Raw genomic sequence first — 23,117 nt, 5'->3', positions numbered from 1 at the left:
AATTACTTAAAATTTATATGGGTTGGTAGGGTCTGTTGTTTTTCTTAGCAAATCTCACTGCCCTTCTGATCTTTACTTTTGATCGTTTTGAGAGTTTAAAATATTTGGTAATATTGGTAAGAAGAACACCCGTTAATATAATGGATAAACCAAATAACTGATTCCCGTTGATCGTTTGATTAGCAATGATCCAGCCCGCAAATACAGTCACAATAGGATTGATGTAGGTATGGGTACTTACTAACGCTGCCGGTTTTACAGATAATAGCCAGATATAGGAAAGGTAAGCGATAATAGATCCGAAGAAAATAAGGAATAATACCCCTAGCCATGCAGGTAATGGAACCGACGTTATAGAAAAGTTATTCCATTCATTTCTAAAATAGGCAATAATGAAAGAAGCAATCCCTGCAATGATCAGCTGCTGAGCAATATTCATCAATGTAGAATGGCTGGAAGGATTTTTCTTTGAATATAAAGAACCTAAAACCCAGGCCACTGAACTTAATGCCAACACAATAAATGCAGTAATGCGAACGGAACCATTTATAGCAAGATGGGTATTGGAGTTGACACTTCCTTTCAAGAATAAAATCAGTCCTATAAAACCTATGATCAATCCAATAGGAATGAATTTATCTGAGAAATAGTATTTCCAGTTTTTTTTATCAATGGCAATAAACCAAAATGGTCCGGTAGCGATGGTAATGGCAGCTTCAGAAGCGGTGATATACTGTTCACCCCAGGCAACAAGACCTGTTCCTCCGGTTAGAATAAGAATTCCTGTAATACCGTTTTTACGCCAGTTAATTAATGAATTGGCTTTTTCTCCTTTAATCAGCAGATAACCCAACATCAGGATTCCAGCGACTAAAAATCTAAAACCTGATAAGATAAAAGGTGGAAATCCTTTTAATCCAAAAGAAATAGCTAAAAAAGTAATCCCCCAGATTACATAAATATTGGTAAACGCTATTGGGATTAACCAATTATTTTTAGAGCTAGTCGTACTCATTGTATATTTTTTTTATGTTGTTCATGTAAATAAAAAAGGCCTTACAACGTGGTAAGGCCTTATAAAATATGTCATAATAATAGTAAGGTTAACCACAGTAATATCGGAATACAGGCATACAGCATTGCATCATCATATTATTGATCATCTGTTTATTCGCTGAGTCTGTATGTTTAAATTCCGGTTTCATTTTTTTATTTCCTGAATACGAGTGCAAATATAAAACATATATTTCTATTAGTCCACTAAAAAAGTAGACTTTTTATGAAATTAATTTTTTTTGATGATTATTTGATTGATTATTAGTGTGTTATTTACTCTGTTGCACTTACTATTCTTCCAACTCTTCTAAAACTCCCTGAGAATACTTTCAAATACTTAAATAAAATTTTAATACGTCGAGTTTTGTCGCTTTGCAGGGATAGTTTTGCTTTAGAATTAAGGGAATAAAAACAGAGAAGAAGGGTAGTAGCGCTACTATAAATTCATCGAGTTCATCAGATAATTAAATTTTATGATTTTAAAAATAACACGTCAGGTTTTGTCGTTGAGCAGGGATACTTTTGTTCCAGATAACGAAATAAGTGATATAAAGAGGTAAGTCTGTTTTTAAAATGCAATGAAATTCAATTATCATTTAATGGATTAATAATAAATCCTTTTTCTCTTTGTTTTTATTCACTTTTCTATGAAGTAAATTAATATATTTAACAATCAAAACACTAAATCAATTATGAATCAATTTAATAACCAATCAATTCTTATAGAATATAATGTAGTTTACCCTTCTTACAAGAATTTAAAATACTAATCGAAATATGTTAATACGAAAACAAAGATTGATAAATTTCATGATTAGAAATTTATTGATTTTAAGCTATTTTTTAATTTTTAAAGTTTATAACAATGTCAATAAATGCAAAATCACCTGATTCTTATTTTTTTACTAGTTCATCTTTTATAAATAATAAAGCATTTGGATCAATAAACCAAAATGAGTTCCAGATAACAACAGGTGTTGCTGGAAATTTACCAGCTTATGCAGTAGCCGATGGTTTTTTATTTTTTGCTAAATATGGAGAAACCATTGATAAAGTAAATATCATATTAAAACCTAAAAAGGACATAGGTGTGGGACTCAAAATTAAATATTTTGTTTATAGGGGCATTAACGCAAGTGATCTTTTCAAAGATGTTAATGGAAGTAGGCAGCTAAATGATCCAACTATTCTAAGCTTCTTAACTAATGTTTGGGATTCTTACACTGAATTTAATGGAACAAATGAAAACTTAACTGTTGATAAAATAGGATATCTAAATGTTTCAACAGATCCAGCTTCTGAAATTATAAAAAAATTCTTTATTAAAGACGGGTATAATTTATTAGAAGTAAAAGGAGGAACACATATTGGAAATTTTATTAATGGTTTTGGTGGATTTGAAATAGTTCTTGATGAAGGAGAGTTCTCCCAAACAAAATCGGATACAGGATTAGATTTTAATTTAGATTTCGCAACAGCTACTTCGTGTATTTTAAAAGCTGACCAGGATCACCCTTCTAATCCAAATAATCCAGAGATTAAAATTTTTGGAGGAAAAAAAAATAATAATATTAATTCTAAAATATTTAAAGAAAATATTTATAAGTTCATTGATCCTGCATCATTTTATGGTTTACACATAACCAATGAAAAAGATGGAATTGTAAACTTAAAAAATGGAAATATAAGTACTCCTTATAAAATTCCATCTGATATATATAACAATTTTGTTTCAAAGTTTATTAATAAGAATAAAATATATATTTATATAAAAAGTGATAGAAATAGGTCATATAAATTTTATAAACCCGACACAGAAAAGAATATCTATAGATCAAATAACATTAATAATTCTACTAGTTGGGGAAATGAGCTTTTCAAAAATGAACATAACTGGCCTCTAATAGTAAAAACAAGTGATGTTGGAATTTATGGATTATATTTTTCAGGAGGATTACCTTCGCATATCTCTAGCAACATCTTATTACAAGAGATAAAACCTAATACCCTTCTTCAATATGAACCAAGATCAGGTTATTTGTTACAAAGTCCACAATATTTTAAATTCTTATTTAACGATTATGTAATAGATAATAACGTATCCCAACTTATTTATATAGATTTTTTTGAAAAATCAGGCAATGTTCTCAACGATTTTTTTGGTCCTATAAACCTTGAAACGATTTTTGAAGATGCTGACTTTACTCCAAGTAATAAAATAAGCTGGATTAGCCATTTAAGACCTATTATTATTGAAAAAGGAATTGACTTAGGTGTTTATAATATGAAAGGAATAATTGATAAAACAGATCCTTCAAATTTAAAACAGTTAAGAACCTATATGTTACTTCCAAAGGCGTCCAACATACCAGCTGATTCTTTTTATGAATTAAAATATCCACCATATCTAAGTGCCGGTTATTATAATACTGCAATTGAAAAGAAAACTTCAAAAGACTTTTGTAAGAATGTAATGGGAGTTGAGGATGGAGAAATTTGGAGAGGCGAATTTAATGATGGTAGTGAAAAAATTAAGTCATTAGTGTTTCGTAGTGATGCTAATATTTTTACATTAGATTATTTTATTTTAGGTATTACTCAAAAAAATTATGCTGATTTAATATCTAGAGTTTTTCCAACAGGCTCAAATCTCTATAATACAAATTTGTTTATTGATTTTGGGGCTAATGAGTCAGTGGATCCCAAAAGTTTTGGAAAATATGAGATACAAATAAAATATGATGATGAACAAGGAAATGTTGTCCTAACTACGACTCCTTCACCTGATAAGAAAATTTATTTGTATACAATCGATGAAATGTTCTTTTTTACTAAAGACTATACTGATAGTTTTGAATATTATGATGAATTTGCTAATACTACGGTAGATTTTAGGCCTGAAAATAATTGGATGAGATTATATACTTATACAGGCTCAAATGCTTTAGATACAAGATATTCAGATAAAAATGTTTTATACGGGTTCGATTGGCTAAGGAAGGGTGATAGTCAAATCACGCCAGATCCAGATCCAATATATGAAATTTATGATAAGAGTTTATTTTCATTGATAGGAGAAGGTGACTCTAGTGATCCTAATAGTTCTTCTGGTTTTTTATTAAAACCACATTTATATATAAAAGCAAAAGGATTATATAAAATTATTCCAACAAATTGGAAATTGGCTGCGATAACAGCTGCAGATTATGATAAAGATTATGCACCAAGTTGGCTAAGCATTCCTAATATAACTGGTGTAAATGTAATTACTAAATTTAAAATTAATTTAAAAGTAAGTTGTTTTAAGAAACCAACTGCTTTAAGATTATATTTTGATATAGGATATTTTAAAATGTTAAAAATTGATAATGGATCAGTTGTACCAATAGTAAAAAGCGATGAAAAAGGGCGAAAATATATTTCGATCAATTCTGCTAATGTTAATAGCTTTAAATGGCTTACTCTTGAAATTGAAAATATTAAACCATTAGAAAAAACTTCAATTATTACGGCTGAAGCAGATGGTTTATTAGCTGGTAAATTGTATATATTGCCAAACGATTCTAAGCTAACACAAAAACAAAAAACTGTTTTTATAAATGTTAAAACAGATGCAGGAATACGCAATCTTCACCCTTTTGATGATGAGAATTTAGGAATATTTAGTAGTCATGCAAATATAAAGATTGAAAAATATACTGATTCTTTAAATGTTTCAATAACGGACTATCTTTATTCGGATAAAACCGTAAATACGGAAGATAAGATAAATGGAAAAACTATTTTTGAATATCTGAGTGATTTTAAAACACAATATCATGGATATGTTAAAATATTTTTAATGATTGATCCATGTAGGGGGGATACAGTTCTATCAAGAATTGGAGGTTCTACTATTGAAGAAAAGAAAATAGCATTAATTTTCGATCCAATACTAGATAATACTAGAACAGCGATTGCACATGAATTTTTTCATGCAATTGGTGTGGAACACACATTTACTGGTTATGAAATTGATAAAAAAGCTTTAATATCTTTAAAACAAACTCTTACTAATAATTTAATGGATTATCATAATGATGAATTTATGTTAAACCAATTTATACAAGGTACATTTTTTTGGCAGTGGATTATTGCCAGACGTAACACATTAAAAAATTAAAAATATATGAAGTCTTATGTAATAGTATGTTCTTTTTTGTCGCAAATATTTTTTTGTCAGACATCCAATAATGAAAGCTGTAATGAAAAAATAGAGAGTTATTATAGTTCTTACGATAAAAAAATTGGTCTTTCAATTGAACCTAACAAAATTAATATAAAAGATACAGTTGCTTTTTTTAATAATAAATATAATGGTTTAGTAGGACAATTTGATGAAAAAAATAAATTATTTATTGTACATGAAAATGCTCGTGTGTTTCCTAAAGATAATTCTTGTGTAAAGATCATATTTCCAACATGGACGATTGAGAATTCTTTTGATAAAAAGGGGAATCTTAGAAAAAAACAATTAGTTTATAAATATTCAACTTATAATATAGACCAGCTAATTTTTCCTCTTCAAAGAAATAAAAAGCCATTAAAAATTGAAAACATAGGAGATAACTTATTCAAATTAAAGTTTGAAGATTTTATTAATATTCTTGATAAGAATAATATTAATAAAAATACAATTAAAAACTTTATAGAGAAAGCGGTTTCTATATATAAATATGTAACTCCTTACGGTAATTATTGGGAGTTTTATATAAAAGAAAAAGATCACCACTTGTTAGTTTTGGTTTCTGATGAAACACGTGAAATTGTTTCTAAATCATTTGACTCTGATCCTAATTTTCCTTCTAAGTGGGGAGAATATTTGGATAAACGAAAGGAAATTTTTCAAATTGATAGTACGTACAATCTTCAAGAAAAAGATATCCAAAATATAATAAAGAATTATTTAAAAATTGAAGATTCTACAAATCTTATTTTTATAAAAAGTGATGGATTAAATTCTGGAGAAAGTTATCAACAATATGTAGGAAAAACATGGCTAATAAGATCTCATTATAATAACAATAGGATAAAGCCAATATTAATGCTTTTGGACGATCATACAGGAAAAATACTAATAGATATTAATAACTATCCTCGAAGTATAGATGGTGAAGAACAGTTTATAAAAGACTTCAATGAATTAATACTAAGGAGACTAAAGACTAATTAAAAAAATAATTATGCCAATACCAACATCACAACCATATTATCCTCAATTATCCAGCCTAATTACTCTAGACAGTATACCAAGTGAATTAGGCTTTGTGAAAAATCTTTCACAAAATATTTTTAAAAGTGTATACTATAAAGATTATCAAACAAGTTCTAGCTTACTAGGAGATAGTGCATTTCATAGTTTAAATATAGTTTCAAAAGAAAGAATTCAGTTTGATTTGATATATGGCCTTAAATTTATACTTAATAGAGATTTTCAGAATAATAACATTTCTTCTTTTCCGGTAACAGTACAATATAACTGGCCTATTTTAGCTTATATTTCGCAATTTAATTTGGATAACTTTTCGTTTTCACCTAAGGAAATTTTTAAAGTAGCCATGAAAAGTCTTAACCTTACAGATGAAAAGGTTATTAACGAGGCAATTAATATTTTTATTAATTCAAATGGCAACTCAATTCAGCAGTTTGTAAACGATATTAATTCTTCATTAGGGTTATCAATACCATCTCCAACATTGTCTTATAATATGCTTAAAGATCTTGCGGACTCTTTAAACTCTTTATATGAAGAGGGGGCGATGATTGCTGTGTTTAGTACATACATATTGGAAAATGGAAACTTATCTCAAACAAAATCTAATTTACAAAGATTTTTTAAAAATATTCTTCCAGGAGATATAGAAGAATATATTTTAAATCTTATAAAGCCGAAGGCACTAATTACACTTGAAACATCTGCCTCAATTGAATTTCCAAGGAATATTTTAAAACCTTGGATAACCAATTCAAATGGTGAGTTAATGCCAGATCCCAACCAAAATGCAAAAACATATTTCGATTTTGCTAAAGCGGTATTGTATGCAGACACTATTTCTGGAGTAGGATATGATTTAGATATTGCAGGAACATTAAGTAATCCTTATTCTGAAATTGGGAATACAGGTTTATTAGTTCAGCTTGAGAGCTTAAAATTGGATCTAAGTAAAACAAAAAATATCCCTGAAGCTGACGCATATGGATATTCTCCAGATTTTACAGGAGTTTACGCAAGGGCTATTTCAATAACATTACCACCAAAGTGGTTCTATGATGAAAGTAACCCCCCAACTACTTCAACCACAACACTAAGGTTGGGAGGATATGATTTACTAGTAGGAACAGGTGGAGTTTCAGGAACGATTATGTTAGAATCTGTTCCGGTGGCTAGTCAGGGAACAAGCTTTGAGTACTATAATGATAAGTTTGTATTTAATTATCCAATCCTTGTATATGATAAGAATACACAAGGAGAAATTGTTAAAGTTGTCATCGATGATTACCAAAAGCTTAAGGATGTTTTAGGAGATATGAATGCTTCTTCAGATGCACCATTCCCTTTCCACTTTCCATTATCTTTAACGCCACTAGGACAAACTGATCCTTTATTTTTTGATAAGGCAGAGAACTACCAAAATTACCTGTCTACTTTGAGAGGAAACAGTGATATGCTTTGGAAAAGACTTGGAGGGGAAAACGGATTCCAAGTAGGTTTCAAATCATTTGATGTTACATTAAACCAGAACTCAATTGTGTCTTCCAATATAAAGGGTGGTTTAAGAATTCCTAAATTCAAATACCCTGATGATGTACCTGTTTTCGGAGGTCAGGAAGTACAAATTGAAGTTGACGGACATATTGAAGCAGACGGAGATTTTCGTCTATCAGCCTCTACTATACCTCCTTTTCCTATACAGCTAGGGAATGTATTTAAGTTGCATTTAAGCTCAGTTGAACTGGGGAAAGAGGATGGCAAGTTTTTTATTGGAGCATCCGCAGATGTAGAGTTTTTAGGAACATTCGGAGAGTTGCTAAAAGGTCAGACTTTAAGTATTTCTACCTTACGAATTTATAGCGATGGTAGTATTGATTTCAGAGTGAATGGAGGGAATATGACGCTTCCAAAACCGATTAAAATTCCAATTGGTCCTGTAGAGGTTTCCGTAACAGCAATTCACTTTGGCTCTCATGAAAGAGTGAAAAATGGAGTAACCCGTAAATACAACTACTTCGGTTTCGATGGTGGAGTAAGTATTGGAGTTGCAGGAATTGATGCCCGTGGAGACGGAATTAAGTACTACTATACAATTGATGATGATGTGACTCAAAATAAACTGCATGATTCATATCTTCATATCCAAACGATCCACGTGGATATGGTGATTCCGGCTAATTCTAGTGATCCGACGGTTTCAATCAAAGGTTGGTTGTCTATTCCTGAGCCTGGGGAATTCCAGGAATATCAGGGGGGAGTGAGCCTTAAGGTGAAAAACCCCCGAATTACAGGTGGAGTAGATATGCGTTTAGCGCCGAAATATCCTGCATTTCTGATCGATGCCAATATTGAGCTTCCGAACCCGATTGCGTTAGGACCTGTATCCATCTATGGTTTCCGTGGTTTGCTTGGTTACCGGTATGTTGCAGAAAAGAAAGCAATCAATATGACTTCTGAGAATACCTGGTATGAATATTACACGGCTCCAGCTAGGGGAGTTGGGGTTAAAAAATTCAGTCGCCCGGATCAGACAGAACAATATAGCTTTCCATTCTCTTTAGGAGTAGGAGCATTGCTTGGAGATACGATGGCTAACGGAAATATTATTTCTGCTAACGCCATGTTATTATTATCACTTCCATCCATGGTTATGGTGGATGCGAGAATGAAACTTCTTTCCAGTAGGGTGACTTACCAGGACGATCCACCATTCTTTGCTTTCTTTATTTTTGGAGACAATTCATTGGAGTTCGGATTCGGAGCGGATTATAAATTCCCTGAAGAATCAGGTGATATCATCAAATTGTACGCAGAAATTCAGGCTGGTTTCTTCTTTAATAATCCTTCAGCCTGGTACATTAATTTCGGAACAAAACAAAATCCGATTCAGGCGAAACTATTGAAAGATCTATTTACTCTGAAGGCATTCTTAATGATTTCCGGAAAAGGAATTGAAGCGGGAGCTAGAGGAGAATTCAGATTCGACAGAAAATTCGGTCCGGTTAAGATCTTTGTACTTGCTTACCTTGAACTTGGAGGAAAGATCAGTTTCCAAAAACCTCAGATGGGTGCTTATTTCGAAGCAGGATTAGCGATTGATATTGATGTGAAGATCATCCGTATTTATGCAGCGGTTACAATCCTTCTCGCCGTAGAATCACCGAAGCCATTCTTAATTTATGGTGCATTTAGTGTTGCATTTAAATTAAAGATCCTGTTCTTTAAAATCAGTTTCAGTGTTAAAGTTGAGCTTAAATGGGAATTCAATAAAACAGTGGAAAGAGATCCTGTGAATCCGTTTACAGAAATTCAGGATCAGACGGATAGTCTTGTAAAAGGAGTGAGTATGTTGACGAATGAGACGTTTGATCTACAACAGGTAAGTCCGGATACAATACCAGCCTTTAATTCGATTAAGAATGTAGTGCCTTTGGATACCTATATTGATATCAAAACAACAAAAGGATTACGTCCAAACACTGTTACAAACAGTGTTATCGGGGGCTATACCAGTGCTGCAGGTAATTCAGTAGATCTTATTCCACCTGATAAAGTAATGAAAGGTCTGGAACTAAGACAGGTAAAGCATCAGTATTCATTAGAGAAAATTGAAATCTTAGGTAACGATGGGACTTCAGGCTGGGTACCTTATGATCCTTTTAAAGCGATGGAACCAAATAATCCAGAGTTAAATAACCTGAAAGTAGGACAGTGGCAGAAAAAAGATAATCAATATAATGCAATCAGATTATTGGGAATGACTCCATTCTCTTATACTGAACAGGGAAATCCCGGATGGTTTATTCCGGAACAATATGGAGTTTTGGCTTCTACATTATTCTGTGAAGGACAACATATTGAAAGCTCAGTTTCTGATTTCTTAGAAAAGCCGTTGAATACGCTTTATTATGCTTCAACGTCTAATTTCTTCCAAAGTGAAGGAGCTTCTTATCAAATATCGGGTGATGTTCAATATACAGTAGATTCAAATGGAAATCCTGTAATGCAGGGAGATCATGCTCAGGTTTCTGATGAAATAAACCTATATGGTTTTAACCAATCATTACTGTTTAAGAACCATTCTTCGCTTACGATTATGTTGCCAAATCCGTCGAAAGAGGTTTCATTGAAATTAAGTACCTACAGTACAGGGGTAACGGTAGCTTATTACAGTCCGCTTGTTGATCTTACGAATACACAGTCCGTAGTACAATATGATGTACAGGATAAATATTATTCTAAGGATGAACTTCAAAATCCGATTTCTCCTGATAACATACCTACGAATGGTATTACAAAAATTGTTATTACTCCTGATGTGACAGACAATGCACAGATTGATCTTGTTTTGCAACAGATGGCGGTATTAATGGATCAGGGATATCAGATTGCCTTGGATAATGGTGGAATAGTAGATCCAGTGCTACCAAGTGATCCTGCATTATATGCTGAACTTGAATATCAACTGGCTCAATTACAATCACAAGGATGTGAAGGAACAAGAAAAGAGAAGTACGAAATTGTTTGTAAGATATATCCTGAACTGGTAAAATATTACAACAATAATTTCATCTTGCCTTTTGATAGGAAAAACCCTTCTCCTGGAGTTAAAGAGTATAACTATGTTCGAATGATCAATGAAAATATAGAATCAGGAACATATGATTATATTTTAGATATTCTACAATCATCGGGTATTCCATCAGATCTACTGATCATAAACGTAGAACAATACAATAAGTACTTATTGGATTTAAAAGAATATATCAATGGTAATCCGGATAATAATCCTGAGATCATAGCTCGTTTTGAGATTTTAAAGACCAAATTAAAACAGATCAATAATCTGTTACAAAGGATGAATCTTTGTGTAGATCAGAAGTTATGCAATTTAGCTACTAATCTTTCTGCTCAGGAATTTGGTGAATTTAGCGCTGATCCTGTAGTGAGCAATTCTCCATTGTTGAATGCGTACTATATATTTATCAAAGAAAATCCGGGATACGAGTATCTTAATGAGATTTTAAGAAGACAGATCGTAACGATTGAGACTATTATTAAAGGGGGTTGGAATGATTACTCTTTCTTTAAAACATTATTTGATAATGCTTGTAGAGAGATTATTTCAATTTTAAAAGATCTAGGGAATTGTGTTGATCAGAAGAAATGCTTTACATTGTTTCATGAGATTAAATGGATGTCTGTAGAAGATTATGCTTATAATGTAGATATTCCTACTCAGGACGCTATTACTCAGGATGCTCAGGCTGCAGTTACTGCCCTTACAAAATCAGTTCAGCCGATCTGGAGACCTGATACGTCTTACTATGTAAGGTTTAAGCTAAAAGATACTGTTGATAATGGATTGAATGCTAAAGAATACAGTTATGCTTATACATTCCGTACGGGTGGACCTCTGGGATTCTTCCATTTAGATAAAGATGCTACTTATGGTGAAATTAAACTTAAAGATCAGAATGGTGCTGATGTTATTTTAGAAGATACTACCGGGGAAATCCGTGATACCAATGGAACTGTTATAGATCATCAGACTCCGCATCCTGATCAATATCCTCACACCTCATTAAGAGCTTATATTGACTATCAACGTTCTTATCCAAATGCAGACGGAAATATAGTTAGCGCAAAACCGCTGTTCTATGATGATGAAACGACAAAAATATCCTTATACTTTACATCAAGTTATGTTTCTAAACTATTAGGCGGATGGGAGAAATATGGGGATATGGAAAAGTTAGGTGGTGCTATGAAAATCATTATCAAAGATCCTGTAGAAGGAATTTCGATCATAAATCCGCCGATTTTAGATGCTACTTATCAGGATATTGTCACTTCACCGGTTGATATTCCTCAAACGTTTGAAGAATGGGCAAATGATGATAACCCAGCAATTCCTCCTGTGATGAATCAGTATTTTAATTTGCTAAACAGTGGAGTTAACTGTACAGGAATTATAACAATGGTTAAGCCAAAATCTACCTACCGAATTGCAACTCCTAAGAAATTAAAGCCTCAAAAACTTTATACAGCTCAGGTTCTGAATTTCTATTGGGGAACCGACACAATTGATCTTGCTAATATAACAGAACAAATTAAGCAGGATTATGCTAAAGAAGTTCACAAGTTTGTTTTCCAGACTTCTCGATATAAGGATTTTGAAGCGCAGGTAAGCAGTTATCTTATTGATTATAAGGATGAAAATGGGCTTGATAAAAAGAAACCAGCTGTTTACAGTATTGAAAAATCTTTGACTGCAGATAAGATTAATGCTGCCTGGGATATCATTAATACCGATCCGAAAAATGTATGTACGAATCCTTTAAGTCAGGCAATTGCAATGCAATATCAACATCCGTTTGACAGGATTGTTCAGGGATTGTTTGGGGTTACTCCACAGGAAGATGCTCCTACTACTGAATTTAATAAAATTATTGATCCGGCAACAGGAAAAGTTATTGCCATTCTTGTGAGAAATCCAGAGCCGTTCAATCATCCTAAGATTCCAATTGAAAATATTAATAGGGTAAAAGGATCAACAGTAGATCTTAATGATCCGAAAAACCAAGGAATGATTGAAGTCGTAAAACCGAATAGTTCAGGAAAACTTCTTCCAGATAGTAATTACAGTATGATCTATTCAAAAGATTACGCCCAGGCTCTTATCATGAATACGGGGAATTCTATTGTAGAAAATGAAATGAATTTCCAATTCATTTATAAAGTTTGGAACGGGGATAAATATGACATTTCCAAAACAATTGTTGCTAAAAATATTAAAATAAACGAATAAACATGTCTTTCAATATAAATAATAATACAAATAGGGCTGCAGGATCACTTCCTACTACTAATGTTCTTTTACAATCGAATTGTCTATATGTGCAAGCTGCCGGATCCAAGGGAGAAGACAGTACTCCGGGAATTCATTTAAGATGGACACTGAAAGGTCCAGCTGCAGAACACCTGCCAAAAGGAGGTAACTATTCAGGTGTTCCAAAAGGTTTTAATAAAGAGGATGATTTCGTAAGAATATTCAGAACGTCTTACAATCCTCAAGTCAGAAGTCTTTACCTTACAGACTCTCCCACAACAGTCGTTGACTCAGAAGGTCTATGGTTGTATGGGGGTCGTGAAGTGGGAATGTTTTATGTGTATTTCCGAAATATCAGTAAATATCACGAAGTAAGAAATACAGTCGATCCATTTTCAAATCCACAAGAGTTTTTGGAACAGTATGGAAGTAATATCATTGAAGTTGAATGTAGAGAAAAATTATTTTTCTCTACGCAACTTACTCCACAATCAGATGGGAAAGCAAAAACAGAAATTCTCTCTGTAGAAACTGACCTATTGGGATTACCAAAGAATGTTACATTCAGAAAGAATATTGTCGATTTTTCGGAAAAAATATTTGCTGAAAATGGAAGAAGTGTTCGATTTTTACCTACCAATACAATTATTACAAAAGTTGATTTTGAATTTTATGAAGATGTGGTCTTTAAGAGTAATTGGGAAGAAATTGGAAAGTTTGGACTTTCCTTGGATGATGATGAAGTACTAAAATACAGACTGGATCCGGATCCGGATCATCATCCTATACATGCTGTCTGGCCAAGATATAATGATAATGAATTTGTAAATATCAAAAATTATCAGAGAAGATGGAATGAATTGGATGATCCTGAAAATACGATTAAACATTCTGTTAAGAGATATCTGGAACTAAGTAATAATGCTGCTAACCCTTTAGCTCTTGATTATTACTACCTGAATGATGATCAGAGTGATCCTAACCCTTTGGAGTTTTCTCACTTTAATAATCTTCAAATGGCGGGGCTTGATTATCATACTGCAAGAATGTTAGGCTTGGGATGCCTGGATATGAGCGATCAGATTTATAATAACGATCAATATATCTATGCCGCTTATTATGTTACGCTTGCAGATTTAGGCAACGGGCAGGGCGCTAATGAGCTTAATCATATTTCGATTACATTACCTACATCATTGGATGATCAACGTTTGTGTTTACCGGTTATTTTAAAAGAACCGGTTCCAGGAATGGTATCAGCCGATCCTACTGCAGGAACTACAATGAGCGGTCTTACTGATTCTGATGGATATACCCATGATGGTACGGGAAGATATTTAAGCTTAATGACGGAAGAAATGACTCCGGATGAACCTGCTGACAGTCCATTTTATTATACCAATCAGGAATTTGATATGTCTAAGTTTACCTATCCTGTTCATGTGGGTATCGAATATAGATCAAGTGATGAAACAGAATGGAGGCTTCCTGAATTACCAAACGATCCTAATTTTAGAAATGTATTTTCAGATGGTAACGAATCATATAATGAAACTGTAGCTATTGGGCTTCCGGATTTTGGAAATCCAGCTTATGTACATAAAGAAACAAGATCAGGAAAACATGTATATGGTTCCTACGGGGTCAATTGGTTCTCAAGATCAAAATTATCAGAGAAAGTATGGCAAGTGGAGTCAAAGATAAGACCTGCAAATACTTTATTGCCGCCTTCCAGTGTTAATGCTTTTTTAATTCAGGAAGAGCTGCCATTATTGCTTACTTCTCAGAATGAGCAAGATATGTATGCACAGAATTTGGCCAATGATAAAACTTTGGTGAGACTTACCATGGAATATGATGCATCACAAGATATGATTTCTTATCAAAAAGCTATAAATGGTGTAGATCTGTCTACCTTTAATCCGCTACCTGATAATGAAGAATTATTTGCTGATCAGATAGAAGTATTTTATCGCCCTGAAATCCCTAACCAGGTGTTTGGAGTAGTAGATACGATAACGGATCTTTCTGGAAATCCATTGGTTTCTGTAGTTAAAACAAAAGGGTTACAATTAAGCAGTACAGCTACGGCTACAAGTCCTGCACAGGTTTTAAACCCTACGATTCCTGTCGGAGAGTTTCAAAATTATATTGGTGGTATTTTTAAAGTAGGAGCTGACGATTATATTATTGATAATATCGTTTCAGGTAGCGATCCCGACTTTCCGATCTTTCATATTTATAAAAAACAGGTTGGAAATGCTTTTGGACAAAATACACCAGTGGTTTTTGATCCTGCTAATTTTGTAGTACCCAATGTAGATGAATCCTTTATGGTTGTGGAAAATATGCAAAATACGACAACCTGGGGAACATCAAATCCACACCCTCTGAAAATTAAAATTGGAGACAATTGGCCTATTTATACTGAAGAAATTACAGTCGAATCAGGAGTAGCTCCAGATATAACCTATAACACCTATTTCAGAAAATTCAGAGGAATAAAAAAACATGCCAATATCAAAAGAGCAGAGACTAATGGTGCCCCTTTTTCAGGATTATATGAACTTAATTTCCCGGGATATACATTGAGTCACCATCCTCAACATTCAATGATTGCCAATGCGGACAGTGTACAATGGTATAGAGGAAGTGTACGTGTTTCCGTCGCCGGTCAGCAGGGAAAGGAACTGAGAACACTTAAAGTAATTCGTATTGATAATATAGGAACCGGAGATTTAAGATTATTTGCTTTGGATGAATCTTTTGCAACTGATCCTTTACAGCCGGATAATTTTTCAAGAACAGAAGAGGTAAATTTCTATCCAGGATACAGAGCATACCTTTATTATAATGCACCATGCCGACTGACGAAAGATTTTGTAATTCCTCAGGATCCTGATGTATTGGAAAAGTACAGTATTTTCGGGGCTCGGAGCATTGATCTCACCTACAATGATTATAAATCGAGAATTTCCATTCCTACCATGATGTTTGGAAGAAGAATTGAAGCTCCTAAAACTCCAGAGCAACCATTGGGTGCAAAATATGCTACAAGACCAGATTATTTTGGACGTTCATCATATGCGTTTACAACTAGTTTTGGACACAGGCCATTTAGTGTAATGTATCTTCGCAGCAATGATGATATTCTATTAAGTTCGTTGTATGAATATACAGAAGGGTATAATGCTACTCCAACAGCGGACTCTATAGAAGATATACGCATCCATAATAATGATGAATTTTTCAATGCCAGATTATTGGAACTGGCGAATGCGACACTTGATCCTTCAACAAGCAAGTTCAGAGAGTATAATGGATATGGTTTTCCTATTCCTAATAATAAAGCATTGTTTAGAAGTATCAACGAATTCATTGTTCAGCATAACGGCTACTATAACGATAGTATTAGCCCCTTGGAGTATCATCATATTCAGGATATGCTGCATGAAATTATTCATCCGGATGCAAATGGAAGATTTGGGAAATTAACATTCTATGATTTTGTAAGGGAAACGATTCAGAATTCATTTGTTCCTCTTACAGAGATTCCAATTCTGTATCAGCATATTAAAGGAGGAACTTATCAACCCATTCCAAAAGCTCAGTCAATTAGAGATAAAAATGGAACTTTCCTGAATCCCACCAGTCCAGAGTTCGATATGGCTCCAATGATGAAAGTTTTGGGAACCAATAAAACACTATTTGTCGATTTCACATTAGATGGTGCCTCTACAAGTGTTTATTTCTATGCTGTAAAGGAAACCAACGCTCAATTGGTTCAGGGAGAATTAAGTCCTGCTGTTGGCCCGGTAAGAATGGTTAATTCATTCCCATTGCGAACTCCTGAAATTAAAAGTGTGATCCCTGTTCTGGAAAATAAAGAACAGAATGTTTTACCAAAAATGGAAGTGACAATCAATTCGTACAACAAAATCTACAATATTAAGAAAGCAAAACTATACCGTGCTCTTAATATGCAGGATGCTGTCTCTGTAAGAACAATGGAGCTGGTTAAAGAACTTGACCTTGAAGCGGCAGGAATGTTGGATCATGAGACATGGGTTTTAGAAGATGGTTTTTCAGATTTACCTCAAGTTCCGTTCAGTGATCCGTTGTACTATCGTGTAACGGTAGAAGCTGAAGTAGAATATGCAGAAGCAAATTATAATGGAAACAATCAATCTGATGTAATTGTAACAGAATATGCACCTTCTGAAGCCTCAAAATTGATGATTACAACTATTACAGAAAATGTTTTACCAGAATCACCGGAATTGAAATTTGAATCTAATCCGATTACCGGAAATGTGGTTACTTCAGGTCTGCTGAGCTGGAATGAACAATGCTATAAAGGTAGATATCACCTTTATCAAATGAGTAATCAAGGGAATTGGAAAGAAGTGGCAAGAATGAATATTGTTCCAAATGATACTTCAAAAGTGCAGTTATTTCTTTTTGAAAACGATCCCCAGACAAATACTGATGCCTGGATTCCTAAAGAAATATTTGATATTAATGATCATACGATTTTCTTGCGATTAGAAAAAATAGGATTGGATCCGCTTACAGTAAAAGATGCAGACGGGAATCCTATTTACTACCATTTTAAAGTTGTTGCGGAAAATACCTCAGGTATGTTTAGTAAGGATGACAGAATTATTACCCTGTACAGTCCGGATTCTTCAACAAACATTGGTGGAATTTCTTCCGATGGAACTGATGGAATGATCATCGAGCAAACATTTATCGTTAGCCCTAACTAACCCTTAATTATAATTAATAAAAATGAGTCAGTTCCTCCCAACCATGTGGGAGGAGGGACTGATCATGAAAAAACAAAATTATGGCAAAAAAAACAATAGCAGCCTTAAAAGAATATTTTAAAGTAGGAAAGAGACCAACAGAAAGCCAGTTTGGGGATTTGATCGATAGCTATGTGCATTTGGATGATGAGAGCATTCGAAATTTAAAAATATCTGAGTATAATGTTAAGCTTGAATTCCCTGAGAACTATCAAATTGGAGATTATATAGAATTTGTCGGATTTGAATCTGTAGCTGCTAATGCATCAGGGTTTTATGAAATATCTATTGCATATACCAGAGGAAATATTGCTTCAGCGGCTACTCATATTGCAGCAACTTCACATTATAATCAAAATATTTGGAGAGAGTGTGGGGCTGTAAATAAGAATAATTATGTTGATAGAAGTACAAATGTATGCTTTACCGTAGATGTTAATGGAGGGCTATCAAAATTTCGAATCAGAGCCCTGAAGACACTAGGTGTTTCAGAACAAAAAATGCAGTTAGTTGTTAAAGTCAGATCTATTAATAAAAATCAGGCATGGAATGTTTTAGACAACCGAGGAAATACTACTGAGAATGTAGACCGCCAACCCATGACAAATGAATGGGATTTATGGGTTGGAAATCTTTTTTCATCTGAAAGTGCTAAAATAGGATTGAAGGTTAACACAGATGGAAATGTAGGAATTGGAACAGGTAATCCAAGATCTAAACTAGATGTCTGGGGAAATATTTTGGTGGGCAATACTGATGGCACAACAGGAGTCAATGCGTTTTCTATCCGTTATGAAGATGGTTCCGTCAATAATTGGGGATCATTAAGAAGTAATGCGGAAACCTATATGAGTTATGGTGCAAAAGCAGATAATACAACAGCTTTTGGCTGGCTGTCAAGTAGTGGATCTTATCCTAGCTATAAGACCGCTGTAACTGCTGGTAACGATGGTATTCGATTTTTGTCTTCCAGTTATCAAAAGGTTGCCCAGGATTCTCCTGTTGCGATGTCAGAACTTATGAGAATAATCCCGAATGGAAATGTCGGAATCGGTACTGATAATCCACAGCAGAAACTAGATGTGCAGGGAGTTATAGCATCACAAGTTAGTAGTAATGAAGGAGGTGCTCTTCTCTTACAAAATCCAACCAAAACAGCATTTGGTACGGCTAATAAATGGGCAATCTACAATATGACAGGAGGTTATGGTAATGGATTGCAGTTCTGGAATTATTCTACAGATGGATCATCTGGACCAAGATTGTTTTTATCAGATGCAGGTAATATGGCTCTATATGGTAAAATTGAAGCAAAGGATGTAGTGATTACTGCGACACCTACTGCGGATCATGTCTTTGCATCCGATTATAATTTAAGGGAGATTGGTGATCTTGAAAAATTCATCTCCGAAAAAAGTCACCTCCCAGAAATTCCTTCTGCAAAAGAGATGATGGATAATGGACTTTCAGTAGGAGACTTCCAAATCAAACTACTGCAGAAAATAGAAGAATTAACATTATACATGATCTCAATTAAAAAGGAGATTGATGTTTTAAAAACAGATTAATCATGGCAAAAAAGACAATAACAGAATTAAAAGAATATTTTAAATCAGGGAAGAGACCTACAGAAGCACAATTTGGTGACGTAATGGATAGCTTTGCCAATTTGGAAGATTCACAACTGTTTCCTAAGAATTACATAAAAAAAAGACTAGATGTTGACTTTCCTAACGATGTATTTGATCAGGCTGTGGATATTCTTTTGGGAAACAGAGGAATGTCAGGGTCTCTTGAAATAGAAATTGTGGGAACATGGATGTACACGAATACGGTCGGAAATATCAAAAAACTGTTTCAGGTGGGATCTAATCCGGATAATGCAGTGTGGTATACGCCTACCTCAAGAATAGTGGAGGCGGGAGGTCCTATTATTAATCATATTTATATTGGAGATATAGTCTGGGATGCTAATATTAATCAATATAAAATAACTATTTATCACACTCATCATTCAGGGAATATATATGATATCAGAATTACTTATCATTGCCCTTTCGATACGCAGGATTTTAGTGAGGTGAAACTTTCTAATATCTACACTAATACTCTTATAGGGCAGAGAACACATTATATCCATTATAATGATAATTTGGGAATAGGAACATCATTGCCTGAAACAAAGCTCCATGTGAAAGCTCCAGTTGGACAGGGCGACAATAATTACATTTCAGGTTTATTTGATAGAAATGAAGCTGCAGGTGGAAGTAATAAGTTAACCATCAAATATCATTCAAGTGCTGATTTGGAAGTCAATTCTGGATATACCGGTTCAGGGTTCAGATATGGTACCTATAGTGATTTTAATATTGTAAATAATGGGTTGAGTGATACTTTTGGAGCAATTAATTTTGTTACCAATGCTGCTGTAAGACTATGTGTACATCCTAAGGGGAATATAGGAATAGGAACAATGAATCCTTATGGAAAAATGAATGTTGTTTCAGAATTGAGTGATCCGGATCAGGAAGGAACTTTAATACTAGGAGATGTATCTCAGGTAAATTTGAGATTCGGATGTAGTGGACAATATACTTGGATACAGAGTCATGCATCAACCCCACTTCATATTAATCCACTTGGAAATGATGTCATCCTAAATAGAGATGCTGGAAATGTAGGAATAGGAACAATGAATCCTGATCAGAAACTTACTGTAAAAGGAAAAATTCATGTTGAAGATGTTATTGTTGATATGAATGTTCCAGCAGATTATGTTTTTCAGAAGTATTATGATAATTATTCTCCAATCAGAACTGATTACCACATGCCTGATTTACAAGAATTGGAATCTTATATTAAAGAAAATAAACATCTGCCGGAAATTCCATCCGGTGAAACAATGATCAAAGATGGTGTTAAAATTGGGGACTTTCAGATGAAGCTACTTCAAAAAATTGAAGAACTTACGCTTTACATGATTTCTCAAAATAAAGAAATAGAACAATTAAAAACTCTAATCAATTAGTCATCATGGCAAAAAAAATAATTACACGATTAAAAGAATATTTTCAGGCAGGTAGAAGGCCTACAGAAGAGCAGTTTGGAGATCTTCTTGACAGCTATGTACATCTCGATAATCCTGAATTTGTAAGATCAGAAGATGTAGGAAGTACAAGAGAAGGAATTCTTAAGTTTTTTACTACCGAGTACAATACCGATAAGATTTTCCATGTGAAAATGCCTTATAGAACAAATACGGATAGTAAGATGTTTCACATCCGGGCATCCGGGTATAATTATCAGAATGGTGACATTATTGATGTAACCTGGGTAGGATATTGTTACCAGCCCTCCGGAGCATTGATGAACAATAAGACTTATGTGGCTGCAAGCACAGCTATTATAGCTGGTCAATATGTTGGTACAGATTCTCATATTTATCTTTGGTTTAAATTACCAAATATCTATTATTCAAGTTTCAAAGTAGACTCAATGCGAGTAGGTAACGGAACACTTTTAAAAGAAGGAGATTTGGAACTTATCGTAATCAATACTCCACAATTGTAATCTTGATTCTAATATAATGTATTAGAAATTCAAAAGATAATCCCTTTTAAACTTTAAGTTTAAAAGGGATTTGTTATTGTATAAGATAGATAAGGCTTTGAAAAACTGGTAAAAAGAAGGAGGTAGAAATTATCATAGGATATTTATTGTTGTTGTTAAACATGATATCTTTATTTTATTAAAAATTAGTTTAAAAAAAATAAAAATGGAAAGAACAGAAGTTGTTATCAATACGCACAATAGAGGAGAAGTTCAGTTATTTTCTGATGATCAAAAAGTGGGGAAAATGGATATTTCGGTGATTGGACAAAAATTAACTGTTTATCATACAGAAGTAAATCCTGAGCACGAAGGAAAAGGTTTTGCGAAAATACTACTGGAAAGACTTGTTTCTTATGCACGAGAAAATGATCTTAAAATAGTTCCTTTATGTCCTTATGTTTTTGCTCAGTTCAAACGTCATCCTGAGCAATATAATGATGTATGGTTGAAAGATTAAAAAGGAGAATGACCTGCAAAAAAAAATAAAAATAGTACATTTTTATTTTTTTTTGTATCAATTATTAAGGTGATTGTAAGTATATTAGATGTATAAAAAAAAGTGACTTTCATCTAAAAAAAAAACTTCCAATGTTCATACTCTATAGCTTCGCAGAAAAAAATGTTTGATTTTAATAAAACTTTTGGAGACCATGGACAGGAAGTTATTTGGCAATGGACCGTTCCTGTCTTTATTGTAGTTATTTTTATTGAAATGGGTTATAGCCATTTCAATAAAGAAAAGCTTTACGAAACCAAAGACGTCGCTACTAATGTCTTTTTTGCTCTGTTAAACTATGGGTTGGATATCATAATGAAAGGCTTTTCAATGTTTGTTATGCTATTCTTTTATGAGCATCGGATTTTCGATTGGGAATTTGGAATATGGTACTGGATTGCAGTGTTTCTTGCCCAGGATTTTGCGTATTATGTCCATCATTATGTAGACCATCATTCCCGTGTCTTTTGGGCGGTACATATAACACATCATAACTCGGATTATTTTAATATTACTACAGGTTTTAGAAGTCCGGTATTTCAGCCTTTGTACAGGTATATGTTTTTTTCTCCCTTAGCATTTTTAGGATTCAATCCATGGCATGTGATGCTGGCTTATTCTTTAATCCAGATCTATGGTACGTTTATTCATACCCAGACGATTAAGAGTATGGGGTTTTTAGAATATATTTTGGTTACACCTTCTCATCATCGCGTTCACCATGCGTGTAATATCAAATATCTGGATCGTAATATGGGAATGGGGTTGATCATCTGGGATAAGATTTTTGGAACATTTGAAAAAGAAGATCCTGAAGTACCTGTAAAGTATGGAATATATCCGAAAATAAAATCTAAAGATCCCCGAACCGTCCTTTTTTATGAATGGAGAAGAATAGGAAAAGATATTACTCAGCCTGGAATTTCTTTTAAGAATCGGGTAAAATATCTCTTTTATCCACCGGGATGGAGACACGATGGTACAGGAAAAACGGTGAAACAATATCAAAAAGAATATCGGGAAAAACAAAAAGAATATATCATATTCTGATCACTTATGAAT

Annotated in this window: 10 protein-coding genes; 9 read left to right on the top strand and 1 reads right to left on the bottom strand. The window is 33.5% G+C overall.

What is annotated here, in order from left to right:
* Nucleotides 1–13 precede the first annotated feature (13 nt).
* Nucleotides 14–1,015, bottom strand: a complete 1,002-nt coding sequence (locus J7E44_RS17295; protein ID WP_214831663.1) for an EamA family transporter — start codon at nt 1,013–1,015, stop codon at nt 14–16.
* Between the two features lie 906 nt (nt 1,016–1,921).
* Here J7E44_RS17295 and J7E44_RS17290 point away from each other — a divergent pair.
* The 9 genes from J7E44_RS17290 to J7E44_RS17250 all read left to right on the top strand — a co-directional run bounded on the left by J7E44_RS17290 (nt 1,922) and on the right by J7E44_RS17250 (nt 23,105).
* Nucleotides 1,922–5,218, top strand: coding sequence for a hypothetical protein (locus tag J7E44_RS17290; RefSeq protein WP_214831662.1), 3,297 nt, complete (start codon nt 1,922–1,924; stop codon nt 5,216–5,218).
* Nucleotides 5,219–5,224: 6 nt separating this feature from the next.
* Entirely contained in the window at nt 5,225–6,268 is a 1,044-nt protein-coding gene (locus tag J7E44_RS17285; protein WP_214831661.1) for a hypothetical protein, read from the top strand.
* Between the two features lie 10 nt (nt 6,269–6,278).
* Nucleotides 6,279–13,118 (top strand): hypothetical protein, encoded by a 6,840-nt coding sequence (locus J7E44_RS17280; protein WP_214831660.1) that lies wholly within the window; start codon nt 6,279–6,281, stop codon nt 13,116–13,118.
* Nucleotides 13,119–13,120: 2 nt separating this feature from the next.
* Nucleotides 13,121–17,908: a hypothetical protein gene (locus J7E44_RS17275; RefSeq protein ID WP_214831659.1), complete on the top strand. Its 4,788-nt coding sequence runs from the start codon at nt 13,121–13,123 to the stop codon at nt 17,906–17,908.
* 80 nt (nt 17,909–17,988) lie between these two features.
* Nucleotides 17,989–19,515 carry a hypothetical protein gene (locus J7E44_RS17270; RefSeq protein ID WP_214831658.1) on the top strand — a complete coding sequence of 509 codons (1,527 nt, stop codon included), beginning with the start codon at nt 17,989–17,991 and terminating at the stop codon, nt 19,513–19,515.
* 2 nt (nt 19,516–19,517) lie between these two features.
* The gene (locus J7E44_RS17265; protein WP_214831657.1) at nt 19,518–20,975 is read left to right on the top strand and encodes a hypothetical protein; all 1,458 of its coding nucleotides are present in this window, start codon (nt 19,518–19,520) and stop codon (nt 20,973–20,975) included.
* 5 nt (nt 20,976–20,980) lie between these two features.
* A complete protein-coding gene (locus tag J7E44_RS17260; RefSeq protein ID WP_214831656.1) occupies nt 20,981–21,517 on the top strand; it encodes a hypothetical protein in 537 nt (178 codons plus the stop codon).
* 205 nt (nt 21,518–21,722) lie between these two features.
* Nucleotides 21,723–22,016, top strand: coding sequence for a GNAT family N-acetyltransferase (locus tag J7E44_RS17255; protein WP_214831655.1), 294 nt, complete (start codon nt 21,723–21,725; stop codon nt 22,014–22,016).
* Nucleotides 22,017–22,178: 162 nt separating this feature from the next.
* Nucleotides 22,179–23,105 (top strand): sterol desaturase family protein, encoded by a 927-nt coding sequence (locus tag J7E44_RS17250; RefSeq protein ID WP_214831654.1) that lies wholly within the window; start codon nt 22,179–22,181, stop codon nt 23,103–23,105.
* Nucleotides 23,106–23,117: the final 12 nt, after the last annotated feature.

Origin of the sequence: Chryseobacterium sp. ISL-6 (genome assembly GCF_018613715.1) — a bacterium.
Taxonomy (GTDB): domain Bacteria; phylum Bacteroidota; class Bacteroidia; order Flavobacteriales; family Weeksellaceae; genus Chryseobacterium; species Chryseobacterium paludis.
Note: the sequence above shows the minus strand (reverse complement) of the source record. Positions and strands in the feature narration are given on the sequence as shown.